Origin of the sequence: Amycolatopsis anabasis (genome assembly GCF_009765355.1) — a bacterium.
Classification (GTDB): Bacteria; Actinomycetota; Actinomycetes; order Mycobacteriales; family Pseudonocardiaceae; genus Amycolatopsis; species Amycolatopsis anabasis.
Genome location: NZ_VTHK01000025.1, coordinates 19,657 through 33,588, shown reverse-complemented (window position 1 = coordinate 33,588; position 13,932 = coordinate 19,657). Strand labels below are relative to the sequence as shown.

The 13,932-nt window shown below is 70.3% G+C and carries 11 protein-coding genes; 7 read left to right on the top strand and 4 right to left on the bottom strand.

What is annotated here, in order from left to right; genetic code table 11:
- Positions 1–48: 48 nt before the first annotated feature.
- From FXO23_RS28870 to FXO23_RS28860, 3 genes are all read left to right on the top strand, one after another.
- Positions 49–1,623: a DUF6119 family protein gene (locus tag FXO23_RS28870; protein WP_158888623.1), complete on the top strand. Its 1,575-nt coding sequence runs from the start codon at positions 49–51 to the stop codon at positions 1,621–1,623.
- Between the two features lie 117 nt (positions 1,624–1,740).
- On the top strand, positions 1,741–2,961 hold the full coding sequence (locus FXO23_RS28865; protein ID WP_158888622.1) for an acetyl-CoA C-acetyltransferase: 1,221 nt from the start codon (positions 1,741–1,743) through the stop codon (positions 2,959–2,961).
- Between the two features lie 230 nt (positions 2,962–3,191).
- Complete coding sequence (locus tag FXO23_RS28860; RefSeq protein ID WP_179956905.1) at positions 3,192–4,076, top strand: hypothetical protein; 885 nt, start codon at positions 3,192–3,194, stop codon at positions 4,074–4,076.
- Positions 4,077–4,171: 95 nt separating this feature from the next.
- On the opposite strand, the gene FXO23_RS28855 is transcribed toward FXO23_RS28860, so the two are convergent.
- Together FXO23_RS28855 and FXO23_RS28850 are read right to left on the bottom strand one after the other, a co-directional pair.
- On the bottom strand, positions 4,172–5,578 hold the full coding sequence (locus FXO23_RS28855) for a S28 family serine protease (RefSeq protein ID WP_158888621.1): 1,407 nt from the start codon (positions 5,576–5,578) through the stop codon (positions 4,172–4,174).
- A 101-nt stretch (positions 5,579–5,679) separates the two neighbouring features.
- Positions 5,680–6,951, bottom strand: coding sequence for a YeeE/YedE family protein (locus FXO23_RS28850; RefSeq protein ID WP_179956904.1), 1,272 nt, complete (start codon positions 6,949–6,951; stop codon positions 5,680–5,682).
- A 172-nt stretch (positions 6,952–7,123) separates the two neighbouring features.
- On the opposite strand from FXO23_RS28850, the gene FXO23_RS28845 reads away from it, so the two are divergent.
- Complete coding sequence (locus FXO23_RS28845) at positions 7,124–7,576, top strand: hypothetical protein (RefSeq protein ID WP_158888620.1); 453 nt, start codon at positions 7,124–7,126, stop codon at positions 7,574–7,576.
- 28 nt (positions 7,577–7,604) lie between these two features.
- Here the strand turns inward: FXO23_RS28845 and FXO23_RS28840 are convergent, their stop codons facing one another.
- Together FXO23_RS28840 and FXO23_RS28835 are read right to left on the bottom strand one after the other, a co-directional pair.
- Positions 7,605–8,216 (bottom strand): LppU/SCO3897 family protein, encoded by a 612-nt coding sequence (locus tag FXO23_RS28840; RefSeq protein WP_246257976.1) that lies wholly within the window; start codon positions 8,214–8,216, stop codon positions 7,605–7,607.
- A gap of 348 nt (positions 8,217–8,564) precedes the next feature.
- Positions 8,565–9,395, bottom strand: a complete 831-nt coding sequence (locus FXO23_RS28835; RefSeq protein WP_158888618.1) for a Bax inhibitor-1/YccA family protein — start codon at positions 9,393–9,395, stop codon at positions 8,565–8,567.
- A gap of 261 nt (positions 9,396–9,656) precedes the next feature.
- On the opposite strand from FXO23_RS28835, the gene FXO23_RS28830 reads away from it, so the two are divergent.
- The 3 genes from FXO23_RS28830 to FXO23_RS28820 all read left to right on the top strand — a co-directional run bounded on the left by FXO23_RS28830 (position 9,657) and on the right by FXO23_RS28820 (position 13,861).
- Entirely contained in the window at positions 9,657–11,075 is a 1,419-nt protein-coding gene (locus FXO23_RS28830; protein WP_158888617.1) for an MSCRAMM family protein, read from the top strand.
- A gap of 58 nt (positions 11,076–11,133) precedes the next feature.
- Positions 11,134–11,796, top strand: a complete 663-nt coding sequence (locus tag FXO23_RS28825; RefSeq protein WP_246257975.1) for a class F sortase — start codon at positions 11,134–11,136, stop codon at positions 11,794–11,796.
- 70 nt (positions 11,797–11,866) lie between these two features.
- Complete coding sequence (locus FXO23_RS28820; RefSeq protein ID WP_158888615.1) at positions 11,867–13,861, top strand: SDR family oxidoreductase; 1,995 nt, start codon at positions 11,867–11,869, stop codon at positions 13,859–13,861.
- Positions 13,862–13,932 lie beyond the last annotated feature (71 nt).

Below are 13,932 nucleotides of genomic sequence, written 5' to 3'. Positions count from 1 at the left end.
GGCTACGGAACGCCCGCGGCTTGAGTACGCACGGCAACAGAGGACGTTGTGAACACCGAGTTGAAGGTTTACCTCTTCGGTCCGGACGCCCATTCCTTCGACGATCTGCTGCGGCCCCGCGGCCCCCGCGAACCGCCGCTCGAGCAGGCGCCCCCGGCCCCCGGGCTGGCCTTCCCGCACCAGCTGTGGCGCCTGTTCACGGTCAGCCCCGAACCCGGCTGGGCGGCCTACCTCGGCGAGCGGTTCGACCTCAGCTGGGAGCCGGCCTACAGCCATTCGGCCGTGCTGCTCGCGCAGATCGACGGCCGGTTCCTCGCGGTCACGTTCAACCGGGGTTCCTCGGCGCTGCGGCGCGAGTTGCTGGTGAACGACTTCGGCCGCCGGGTGGCCGCGAACTGGACCCCGGCGGACGGCCTGCGGCGGGTGCACAGCCGCACCTACGGCCACCGGATCCGCACGTCGACCACGGCGTTGAACCAGGCCGGGCAGATGTTCGACTTCGGGGTCGACACGAACCGGGAGATGGTGCATTCGCTCGGCGGGCTGAGCGAATCGAAGTTCGCGGTGCGCACCCGGGGCGACATCGCGCTGCGCGTCGGCCCGGAATCGGAGTACGCGAGCATCGACCGGCTCGAGGAGCTGCTGCGCGGCGCGCTGGAGGCCTACGCCGGGACCGAATACCGCGCCAAATTCCCGTTCCTGGACGACTACACCGAGCTGCACCCGGACAGCGGGCTGGCGCGCGGCCTGACCCGGGACCTGATGGTGCGGATCCGCGCCGGGGAGTCGGCGAGCGCGGACGTGGACACCGCGCCGCCGGACGAGCTCTGGGAGTACACCGACCGCGGGACCACCCGGTTCCGGATCCGCGGCGACCGGGAGACCCGGCTGCTGGACGAGGTGACCCTGGCCGACGTGCGCCGGCACGTGCACCAGGCGGGCGACGACGCGCTCACCCGGCTGGAAGTCCGCCTGGTGGACGCCGAACTGCACGAGCACCACCCCCGGCCGCTGCTCTCCTACCTGACCGCCGAGACCCGGCGGGACGCCCGGCATTTCGTGCTGGCGAACGGCCGGTGGTACGAGATCGGCCACCGCCTGCTGGAGTACCTGGCCGCCCAGCTCGCCACGATCCCGGACGCGCGGCTGGAACTTCCGCGCTGGCGAGCCAAGGACGACGAGGGCGCCTACAACGCCTCGGCCGCGGCGCAGCGCGGCTGGGCCCTGCTGGACAAGAAGGACTTCCGGTTCCCGGGCGCGCGCGGCACCGTCGAGATCTGCGACCTGCTCACCCCGGACCTGGAACTGATCTGCGTCAAGAAGATGAACAAGTCGGAAAAGCTCTCGCACCTGTTCGCGCAGGGCCGCGTCTCGGCCACCCTCTACGCGAGCGATCCGGACTACGCCGAGGCCGTGCACCGCTACCACGACGACCTGCGCGGCCGGGCTCAGCGGCGCCGCCCGAAGCCGTCGATCGTGTACGCGATGGGCACGCCCCGGCCAGGTGACCTGCGCGAGTTGCTGCCGTTCTTCAGCAGGCGGAACCTGGTCACCGAGGCCCAGAACGTGCGGGACGCGGGCTTCGAGGTCGCCTTGGCCAAGATTCCGATGGACCGGCGCTGAACGTGTTCCGGGTCGCCTTCCGGTTTGACCCGGGGCCGCCAGGCGGCAAGATGTACTAAGCGCCCGCTCAGTACTGAGCGCCACCGGATTCAGCGTCGCCACAAGGGAGTGTCCGCCATGCCAGAAGCCGTGATCGTCTCCGCCGCCCGGTCCCCGATCGGCCGCGCCAACAAGGGCTCGCTGGTGAGCATGCGACCCGACGACCTCGCCGCGCAGATGGTGCGGGCCGCACTGGACAAGGTGCCCCAGCTCGACCCGGCGGAGATCGAGGACCTGATGCTCGGCTGCGGGCTGCCCGGCGGCGAGTCGGGTTTCAACATGGGCCGCGCGGTCGCCGTCGAACTCGGTTACGACCACCTGCCCGGCTGCACGATCACCCGGTACTGCTCGTCCAGCCTGCAGACCACCCGGATGGCACTGCACGCGATCAAGGCGGGTGAAGGCGACGTCTTCATCTCCGCGGGCGTGGAAACGGTCTCCCGCTTCTCTCGCGGCAGCGCGGACTCCTGGCCCGACACCCACAACCCGCTGTTCGCCGAGGCCGAAGCCCGCACCGCCCGCGTCGCCGAACAGGGCGCGGAAACCTGGACCGACCCGCGCGAGACCGGCGACCTGCCGGACGTCTACATCGCGATGGGCCAGACCGCCGAAAACCTGGCCCGCCTGAAGAACGTCACCCGCGAAGAGATGGACGAATTCGGCGTCCGCTCGCAGAACCTCGCCGAGAAGGCCATCGCGGACGGCTTCTGGGCCAAGGACATCACCCCGGTCACCCTCCCGGACGGCACCACGGTCGCCGCCGACGACGGCCCCCGCCCCGGCGTCACCCTGGAAGGCGTCGCGGGGTTGAAGCCGGTATTCCGCCCGGACGGCCGGGTCACCGCGGGCAACTGCTGCCCCCTCAACGACGGCGCCGCGGCGCTGGTGATCATGTCCGACACCAAGGCGCGCGACCTCGGCATCACCCCCCTCGCCCGGATCGTCTCCACCGGCGTCTCCGGCCTCTCCCCGGAAATCATGGGCTACGGCCCGGTCGAAGCCTCCCGCCAGGCACTGGCCCGCGCCGGAATGGCGATCGGCGACATCGACCTGGTGGAGATCAACGAGGCGTTCGCCGCCCAGGTCATCCCGTCCTACCGGGACCTGGGCATCGACCTCGAACGCCTGAACGTCAACGGCGGCGCGATCGCCGTCGGCCACCCGTTCGGCATGACCGGTGCCCGGATCACCTCCACCCTGATCAATTCCCTCCAGCACCACGACAAGCAGTTCGGTCTGGAAACCATGTGTGTCGGCGGCGGCCAGGGCATGGCCATGGTCCTCGAACGCCTCACCTGATTCCCCCAATGTGGCTTTCGGGACATTCAACGCCCCGAAAGCCGCATTGGGTACCTTCAACGCCCCCAATGCCACATTGGGGGACTCCCGTGATGCGAGTGGGACTTTCGTGCGGTCCTTACGCGGGTTTTGTCGGTCGGTGTGCGCATGCTCGTCGTGTGAAACGTGGACATTGGACCCAGCACCCGCTAGTGCGGGATCACAAGAACAATTCAGCGGTGGTTCGTGCGATGGCTCTCGAAGACATCGGGGTGCCGCGCAAGACCATCTACCGGCGGTGCCTGCCGGGAGGACCGTGGCGGCGCCTGCTGCCCGGCATCATCCTGCTCGCGCCATCCGAACCGACCGACGAGCAGCGCATCCGAGCCGCGCTGCTCCGCGGCGGCGAGGGCGCCATGGTGACCGGCTTATGGGCGGCACGAAGATTCGGGCTGAAACGCATCCCGCCACCGGATCCGGATGAGATCCACCTGCTGGTGCCCGGCAAGCGGGAGATCACCAGCGCCGGCTTCGCCCTGGTGGAACGCACGACCAGGTTGCCGTCGCCGGTCGTCCGCGACGAGGTCCCGGTCGCGCCGCTGCACCGTGCCGTACTCGACGCGGCACGGCGCATGCGCGATTTCGACGCGATACGGGCCATGCTGGCGGAGGCGGTGCAGCGCCGACGATGCAAGCCGGAGGCACTGGCCGGCGAGTTGGAACGCGGGAGCCAGCGCGGCTCGGCACTTCCCCGTCGAGCGATCGCCGAACTGCTCGACGGCGCCGAATCCGTCGCCGAGGCCGACGCGTTGTGGCTGTGGAAACGCGCCGGACTGCCGGAATGCGAACGCAACGTACCGGTGTACGACCATTCGGGCGGCTACATCGGCAAACCGGACGCGTGGCTCGACGCGGTCGCGTTCGCCTGGGAGATCGACTCACGCGAATTCCATTTCGAGGTGGAGGGCTACGCGGATACCTTGGCGCGCAATGCGCGATACGCGGCGGCGGGAATCGTGGTGCTGCAGACGCTACCTAGCCGCTTGCGCACCGAACCGGCCGCCGTGATCGAGGAACTCATGGCCGCCTACCAGGCGGCGCGCAACCGCCCCCGCCCCGCGGTCCGCACCGGCTGAGGGCGTGGGCCCCCAATGTGGCTTTCGGGACATTCAACGCCCCGAAAGCCGCATTGGGTACCTTCAACGCCCCCAATGCCACATTGGGGGAAACGCTAGAGGCGGGGGCGGGTGAGCATGATCGGGTCGGCGTCGAAGGTGACGGGGGCGTCGGCCGGGGCGGATTCGACCCGCGTTGCGGCCGGGTCGACGCCTGCCCAGCGGCGGACGGTGACGGTCGCTTCGGCGGCCTGGTCCGGTGGGAGCTGGGCGATCCGGGCGCCGTGGTTCCCGCCGGGGACGGTGTAGCGGTAGGAATCGTGGCGGCTGGGGTGGAAGGCTTCGGCGCCCCACGGGTCGTTCTCGCCGTAGACGAACAGCATCCGATCGCTTTGGGTGCGGACCCAGAAATCGATGTCCGGCATCGCGAGGTAGTCGAAATGCTTGCGCGGCACGGATTTCGGCACGAAGGTCCACGGCTGGTTGGTGCCCGGGTAGCGCAGCAGATCGCGCAGGTAGCTTTCGTACGATTCACCGGAACCGAGCTGGACCGCGGCCTGGTAGTAGTACGGGACGTACCGCTCGAGTTCCTGGTCGGCATAGGTGACCAGGCTTTCCGTGGTGTCGTAGTACTCGTAGAGCACCTCGGCGGGCGCGCCCGGGGCCGGGATGCTCGCGCAGTCGGCCTGCTTCCGGTACTGCCAGAACGCCCAGTAGGAATCGATGACCGCGATTTCCAGGGATTTGTCGAGTGAGCCGAGTGTGGTGAAGGTGTAGCCCTTTTCCGCGGCTTCCTTCGCGGCAAGGGCGCCCAGTTCGTCGCGGCGCACCAACGCGTCGCGCTGGATCGCGCGCAGGGCCGCTCGGCAGGACGGGTCGGTGCCGACGCGGGACAGGAATCGGTTGTAGTTGTCGATCGGGTCGAGTACGTCGTTCGGGGCGACATAAGGGATCGTGCCGTGCACGTCGCCCGGGTAGAAGCGGCGGAAGTAGGTCGCGGTCATCCCGCCCTTGCTGCCGCCGGTGGCCAGCCAGTTCGCCTGGTAGATCGATTTGAACGCGGTCGCGATCCGGTGCTGGTCGGTGGCCGCCTGCCAGATGGTGAGCTGACCGGACCAGTCCGGCGGGGCCGGCCGCGACGGCGTGAAGTAGCGGTACTCCATCGACAACTGGTTGCCGTTGACCAGTTGCGTGGGTTCGGACCGGTTCGGCGTGAGCGACACGTTGTACCCGCTCGTGTACATCACCATCGGGGCCCGGACATCCCGGTGCAGCAGGGTCAGCCGCTGCTCGAAGGCGCCCGCGCCGGGGTTCCGGTGGTCGGCGAACTGGCGGAAGGTCAGCACGAAGAAGCGGTAACCGGCGGGCGCCGGATTCTCCGCGACCACGGTCAGCCCGGGGACGCGGTCGAGTGCGGCGCGGATGTCGTCGGGCGGGGCCGCGTTCGCGGGCGCCGCCGCGAGGCCGAGCACGGCCAGCACGGCGACCGCGGTCGCGGAAAGTCGCAGCAGCAAGGCGCGCATGGCTCCTCCGAAGGGTTCCCCGTGCGCGCCCGGCCGTCCCGGGGCGCTGGCCGAATCCTCACACCGGCGCGCGCGAGCGACAACGGCCGTTCGTCGGAACCTCAGCAGACGCTGTCGGAGGGTTTCGGGTTCGCGAGGCCGAACAGCGGGCGGATCCGGAGGCCGATCCAGGTGCCCAGCAACGCGAACGCGCCCCACAGCCAGCCGTGCAGGCTGCCGGTGGAGATCCCGGCGAGGTACGCCCCGATGTTGCAGCCACCCGCCAGCCGCGCGCCGACGCCCATCAGCACGCCGCCGAGCACCGCGGCGACCGCGGTGCGCCAGGGGATCTCGCTGCGGATCTTCCACGCACCCGCCGCCGCGGCCGCGACCGCCGCGCCGAGCATGATGCCGATGTCGGTCAGGCTGGTCTTCTCCGTCCAAATCGGACCGGCGAGCGTCTTCGCGTTGGCCGGGGTCTGCCAGAACTCCCAGGTTTCCGGGTGCAGCCCCAGCAACTGGAGGAACTTCGCGCCCCACAGGCCGAAGGCGTAGGTCACGCCCCAGGTTCCGCCGGACACCAGGAAGACCGCCGCCGCGAGCACGCCGAGCACCACCGCGCCCGCCAGCACCGGCCACGAACCCCGGAACACCCGGGCGAACCCGCGCGCGGTCGGCACCACGTCGACCGGCGGCGGGGTCCGGCGCGCCTGGATCACCCGGGTCAGCAGCACGATCCCGAGCAGCACGGCGATCGTGATCGCCCACGACCCGAACCAGCCGACGTGCTCGGACAGCAGGAAACCCGACACCTGCGGCCAGCCGTCGAAGATCGGGAAGGCCCAGGTGTAGAGCACCGATCCGGCGATGAAACCGCCCAGCGTCAACACGATCGTCGACTGGCCGGAACCGACCGCGAACAGCGTGCCGGACGCGCACGCCCCGCCGAGCTGCATCCCGATCGCGAACACCGCGGCGCCCGCGAACAACCCAAGCCCGATCGGCCCGGCGGTGACCTTCGGCGTCGCCCCGAACAGGCCAGAGCCGGTCGAGGCGATCAGCGCGATCAGCGTGGCCGCGGTGCCGAGCAGCAACGCGTGCGCCCGCAGGCCCTGTCCGTTGCCGACGGCGATGAGCTGCCGCCACGCCGAGGTGAACCCGAACCGGGAATGGAACAGCGCGACCCCGAGGAACAGCCCGAGCACCAGCAGGGCACCGAACTTCCCGCCGTAGGTGGCCCAGACGTACCAGCTCAACGCGATCGCCCCCGCGGCGGCGATGGCCAGCGGGACAACCTTGACCGGTTCCCCGGGCCGCGGTTGCGGCGCCGCGCAGGAAGTCGGGAACGACAGCAGGTTCCTGCCGGGTTTCTCTTCGGTCGTCGCGGACACCATGCCTCCCAGGCGCGCTTGGCTCCAAACGGAGCATTCAGGCTAGGGCGAAAAGGGCATCGGCCGACATTCGTCCCACGGAGTGCGACGAATCGGCAGTGCGGCCAGCTACCCCTGACAGCTGGGAGGTAGCACCATTTCGGCGCGCGGGAGCACGGTCATACCCTCCTCGGTCATGGTGCGGTATCTGCTCGCGGTGCTCCTGGTGGCCATCGGCGCGGTCGGGGCGGTGGCCGGCTTCTGCCGGCCGTGGCGGGGCGGGCAGCACGCGGCCGACTTCGCCCTGACCGATCTGCTGACCCCCGGCCAGTCCACCGCGTCGCCGGGGTTCGCCGCCTCGGTCGCGGGCGCGGTGCTCGTCGGCCTGCTCGCCGCGGCGATCGGGGTGCTCGTGCGGGTTCACTGGCTCGCCGTGGCGGGCTGGCTGGTCTGCGCGGTGCCGACCGGGCTGTGGGCGTTGCAGGCGGCGGACGACGAGTTCATGATCCCGGACCTGCAGGCCGGATTCACCAACGCGGCGATCGCGATCGCCGCGCTCCTGCTCGCCCTGCTGGTCGTCCCGGCGCGGCGGGCGCCCGAAGCGGCGCCGGAACCGCGGGCCCTGGAAATGGAGAAGGGCGCCCGGTGACCCGGACGCCCTTCGACGGAACGGAAGATCAGGCTCCCGTGTCCGGTTTGGTCAGGCACAGCGTGGTCGGCGGCTGCGCGTAGACGAGCGCCTTCACCGGGTCGATGCCGTCGCAGGCCTTCTCGTCCGCGGTACCCGGGACGACCTTGACGAACTTGCCGTCGGCCTTCGGGTCGGTGCACGGCACCCGCTGGTAGCCGTCCGTGCCGGTGTCCAGGTTCGACCAGCACTCACCCTGCTTGGCGTTGATCATCAGGCAGAGCTTGTAGGACCGCTTCCCGGAAACCGAGTAGGTGTCGTAGAACTCGCCGGGGCACTTGTCGCTGGAGTTGTCCAGCTTGACGCCGATCTTGACGTTCGCCTCGGGCGCGTTGCAGTCGACCTTGGCCGGCTCCTCGGTGTTGTTCTTGAACTCCTTGACGTTCAGGCAGTCACCGGCGACCGCGCTGGCGGCCGAGTTGGTGAAGTTCACCACGCCGAAGACGACCGCCGCGATCACGACGACGGCCGCGATCAGGATGCCGATCAGGCGCCCCTTGCCCTTCTTCTTCGGCTGCTCCGGGATGCCCGGTGGCGGGCCGAAGGCCCCCGGCTGCCCCGGCGGCGGCAGCTGCCCGGGCGGCACCTGCCCTGGGGGCACCGGGCCGCCGGGTGGCGGGCCGAATCCGGGCTGATTGGGGGGCGCGGCACCGAAGCCTCCGGGCTGACCGGGAGGCGGGGCACCGTACGGACCGGGCTGCCCGCCGGGCTGACCGGGGGGCGCAGTGCCGAACTGGCCGGGTTGACCGGGCTGGCCAGGCTGGCCGGGCTGCCCCGGCGGAGGGGGGACGCTCACCGCGAACCTCACAAATGTGAAAAGACTGTTGGGACCCGGGCCATCAAACACTGTGTGTAAGACAACCCGGGCAGCACCCCCCTGAACGGCGCAATACATAAGCAGAGGACGCCCGGTCGATTACCGAGCGTCCCCTGTCCTTGGCGGCGGTTGTCAGTCGTTCTGTAAATACGAGAGCAACCGCAGGATCTCCAGGTACAGCCAGACCAGCGTGGTCATCAGGCCGAACGCCGCGAACCACGCCCACTTCGCGGGCATGCCCTCGCGGATCATCCGGTCGGCCATGTCGAAGTCGAGCAGGAAGTTGAACGCCGCGATCCCGATCACCACGAGGCTGAAGATGATCGCGAGCGTGCCGCCGTCGCGCAGGCCCATGTTCACGCCGAACAGGCCGAGCACGAGGTTGGCGAGCATGAGGATGGCCGCACCGGCGGTCGCGCCGATGATCCACTTGGTGAGCTTCGGCGTGACCTTCACCGCGCCGGTCTTGTAGACGACCAGCATCGCGACGAAGACCCCGGCCGTGCCGAGAATCGCCTGCAGCGCGATGCCCGGGTAGAGCATCTCGAACAGACCGGTGATGGCACCGAGGAAGACGCCCTCGGCGGCCGAGTAGAGCAGCGTGAGCGGCCCGCTCGGCTTCTGCTTGAAGATGATCACCAGCGACAGCACGAGGCCGACGAGCATCGCGCCGATCATCACGCCGAGGATCGGCCCCATGGCCTTGCTGGCGGCCTCGCCCTGCGCCCAGATCGCGGCGATGATGCCGGTGATCAGGGCCGTGCCGAGGCTGAGCCCGGTCTTGATGACGACGTCGTCGACGGTCATCGGGCGGTCGGCGGAGCCGGCGGGCGCCTGCGGGACTCCGTAGCCGGGCACACCGCCCTGTGGTTGGTTGAAGCCTACGTTCGGCCCGTACTGGCCGTATGCCGCGTTGTTGCCCAACGGCAACCTGCGGAACGCGGGATTGCTTGTGGAACGCACCTGATCCTCCTGGATCTCCTGGCACCTGCATGGGGACAACGACCGCGCGTGCCGGTCAGTTCCCGTCGGTAAAGACGACTTTACCCACATCTTCCCGGATGCCCGGTATGGACACCTCGGGCCCCTACCCTGCCGTTTCGCTCCGGCCGCCCGCCGAACACCCTCACTTGGCCTATTGCCACCCGCACTCCTTCCGGGCGACTCTCACCTGGCGTGTCCGAACAGTCACCCCGAGCCGTGACCAAAAGGAGTCGGCACATCATGGGCCCCGTATCCCCGAATCGACGTGGCGTCCTCGGTTTTCTCATCGTCTGCCTGCTGGGCGCGTTCACCCTGGTCGGCTTCGCCGCCCCGGCGGCGGCCGACTTCAAGGAGAAGACCGGCCACAACGTGCCGGGCCAGGCGTACAAAGGCAGGCCGACCAATCCCGGGCAGGACTGGCTCGGCTCCTACCAGGTCGGCGACCAGCAGGTGTTCTGCGTCCAGTTCCAGTTCAAGGCGCCGGACACCGACGAGCAGTACCAGCCCGGCGACGAGCTGAAGACCAAATGGGGCGACCCGCTGGCCAAGGACACCGCGGCGAACATCTCCTACCTCCTGCTGCGCTACGGCGACACGAAGAGCAACGACGAGGCCGCGGCCCTGGCGCACCTGCTGCACTCCTGGACCTCCCCCGCGCGCGAGGGCAAGGACGACCTGAACCCGGGCAACGACTTCCGGCACATCGGCTACGACGAGAAGTACCACTTCGACGGGCTGCCCGCCGCGGCGAAGGAAGCCGTGGACAAGCTGCGCGAGGACGCCGAGGCCAACCGCGGCCCGTGGACCGCCGCGGTGACCCCGCCGAAGGGCGAGCAGACCATCGGCACCCCGGCCGAATGGACCGTCGCCGTGCGCAACGCCCAGGACAAGGGCGTGCCGAAGGTGCCGGTGAAGCTCGAGGTGACCGACGCCACGCTCGACGGCGGCAAGGACACCGTGACCACCGGCGAGGACGGCACCGCGAAGATCAAGGTCACGCCGACCGGCGCCGCGCCGAAGCTGGTGGCCAAGCTGTCCGGCCCGGCCGACAAACCGATCGCGGGCGAGCCCGTCGAGACCAACACCCAGCGCGTGGTGTCCACCGGCGGGGAGAAGGAACTGACCGCCGAGGGCGCGGCCAAGGCCCGCACCCAGCCGGGCGTCGTGGCGGTGACCAAGACCAACGCCAAGACCGGCAAGGGCATCGCCGGGGTCGCGTTGCGGCTGACCGGCAAGGACAAGACCGCCCCGGCCACCGGGCAGGACGACAAGCCGCTGGTCGGCGCGGACGGCAAACCGGCCGTGGTCACCACCTCCGGCGAGGAGGGCAAGGCGTCCGTGGAGAACCTGCGGACGCCCCAGGAGATCTGCGTGGTCGAGGTGAGCCCGCCGGACGGCTTCGGCCAGAGCTTCGATCCGAAGAACCCGCCCGCGGCCTGCGGTGAGGTGAAACCCGGCGAGACGCTGGCCCTGGAGATCAAGAACGTGCCGAACGAGGTCCCGCGGACCATCCCGGCCGGTAACCAGCCGCCCGCGATCGCGCACGGGGTCACCCGTACGAGCGCGTCGACCGGTGCGCTCGCCGGGGTCGGGGCGCTCGCCCTGCTCGGCTCGGCGACGCTCGGGCTGGTCGCCCGGCGGCGGTTCGGGCGGCGCTAGGACGACCGTGGCGGAGTATCGGGAACGCCCCAGGAGGATCGGACCGTTCCTCCTGGGTGTGGCCAGCGTGCTCGCCGCCGAGCTCGCGATCGCCGGCGTGCTCGCGTGGCGGCCGACGGCCGCGGTCGCGGGCAGCCCGCACCCCGGCGCTCCGCCACCCGCGGTCGCCGCACCGGCCGCGGCGCTGCCGCAGGCCCCGCCGCCCGCGCCGCCGCGCTCGGCCACACCCCCGCCGGTCACTTCCGCGCCCCCGGCCCGGGACGCGAAACCGGCGCCCGCGCAGCGTCCGGGCACCATCCGGCTGCCCGGTGGCGGCACGGCGACGCTGGTGCGCAAGGAGGTCGTCGGCCCGAACGCAGTGCTCCCGGTGCCGGAGAACCTCGGCGAGGCGACCTGGTGGGGAGCGCGGCTGGACGCGGCCGCCGGGGCCAGCGTGTTCGCCGGGCACGTCAACTGGGGTGGCCGGGTCGGCCCGTTCGCCGAGCTGTGGGACGCCCGGATCGGCGGGCCGGTGACCGTGGCAGACGCCGCCGGGAAGACCTGGAACTTCCGGATCGCCCAGCTCGTCACGTTGCACAAGGACGAGCTGCCGCGGCGGGCCGACGAGCTGTTCGGCCAGGACGGCGCGCACCGGATCGTGCTGGTCACCTGCGGCGGCCGCTGGCTCGGCGGTTCGGCAGGATACGCGGAGAACCGGGTCGCGATCGCCGAACCCACCTGATCGTGTGGTGACGGCTTCCGGCGCAAGGCAGAATGCCCAGTGACTTGGGCGGCGACCGGGAGGCATCGACATGGCCAGCTACCTCGTGACCGGCGCGACCGGGTTGATCGGTCGCCACTTCACCCAGCTGCTGCTGGCCCGCGCGGACACCGAACGCGTCACGCTGCTGGTCCGCGAATCGTCCCGCGACCGCCTCGCCGGGCTGGTCAGCAAGTGGCCGCACCCGGAGCGCGTCTTCCTGGTCACCGGGGACCTGTCCCAGGACCGGCTCGGTGTGGACGAATCGGCGCGGGACGAGCTGCGCGGGAACGTCGACCACGTCGTGCACCTCGCCGCGCTCTACGACCTCACCGCCGACGAAGAGGAGAGCGTCCGGGCCAACGTCGAGGGCACCCGGCACGTCCTCGAACTCGCCGCCGACCTCCGCGCGCGCTGCCTGCACCACGTCTCCTCGGTCGCGGTCGCCGGGGACCACGAGGGCATGTTCACCGAGGACATGTTCGACTGCGGCCAGCGCCTGCCCACCGCGTACCACCGCACCAAGTTCGAAGCCGAACGGCTGGTGCGGGAACAACGCGAGGTGCCGTGGCGCGTGTACCGGCCCGCCGTGGTCGTCGGTCACTCGAAGACCGGCGAGATGGACAAAGTGGACGGTCCGTACTACCTGTTCAACGCGATCAGCCGGCTCACCGGGCTGCCGAACCTGCCGGTCGTCGGCCCCGACCTCGGCGACACGAACGTGGTGCCGGTCGACTACGTCGCGCAGGCGCTGCTCCAGCTCGCCACCACCGAGGGCCTCGACGGGCGGGCGTTCCACCTGGTCAGCCCGGAACCGCAGTCGGTGGTCTCGGTGTACAACGCCTTCGCCCGGGCCGCGGGCGCGCCGCCGGTCCGCGTCGAACTGGACGAGCGGCTGTCCAAGGGCATCGTGGCGCTGGCCAAGCTGACCGAGCACGTGCCGGGGTTCACCATCGCCCGCGACGCGGTGCTGGAACGGCTGGGGATTCCGCCGGTGCTGCTGGAGACCCTGTCGTTCCCGTCGGTGTTCGCGTCGGCGGCCACCCGCAAGGCGCTCGCCGGATCCGGCATCGACGTGCCCCGCATCGAGGAGTACGCGCCCGTGCTGTGGCGGTACTGGCGCGAGCACCTCGACCCGTTCCGCGCGCGCAAGCACGGCCCGCGCGGCGAGCTCGACGGCCGCCGCGTGATCATCACCGGGGCGTCCTCGGGCATCGGGCGGGCGACCGCGCTGAAGGTGGCCGCCGAGGGCGGGATCCCGCTGCTGGTCGCCCGGCGGCAGCACGAGCTGGAAGAGGTGCGCGACGCGATCCTCGCGGCGGGCGGGTACGCGTCGGTGTATCCGGCGGACCTGACCGACGAGGAATCCGTGCACAAGGCCGTCGACGCGATGCTCGCCGAGCACGGGCGGATCGACATGCTGGTGAACAACGCCGGTCGCTCGATCCGGCGGTCCATCAAACTGTCCTACGAGCGCTTCCACGACTACGAGCGCGCGATGGCGATCAACTACTTCGGCGCGGTGCGGCTCATCCTCGCGGTGCTGCCGCACATGTCCGAGCGCAAGTTCGGGCACATCGTGAACGTTTCGTCGATCGGGGTGCAGGGCATCGCGCCGCGGTTCTCCGCCTATGCCGCGTCCAAGGCCGCGCTGGACCACTTCAGCAAGATCGCCGCGACGGAGACCCACGGCGACGGGATCACGTTCACCACCATCCACATGCCACTGGTGCGCACGCCGATGATCCGGCCGACGAAGATCTACGACGCCTTCCCGACGAAATCGCCCGAGCAGGCGGCGGACATGGTGCTCAAGGCGCTGAAGGAACGCCCGAAGCACATCGGCACGCCGATCGGGCAGGCCATCGGGCTCACCTACGCGCTGGCCCCCGGATTCACCGATGCCGTTGCGTACCAAGGATTCCGGATCTTCCCGGATTCCGCGGCGGCGGGCGGCACCGGCGAACTGAAGATCGGCCGCGGCGAACGGCATCTCTCGCGGGCGGCCGCCGCGCTGGCCCGGCTGACCCGCGGGTTCCACTGGTAGTTACTCAGCGCAGTCCCGGGGCGGCCAATCGGTGAGGAATGTCCAGGTGGGAGTGAAGACACGCGAGTGAA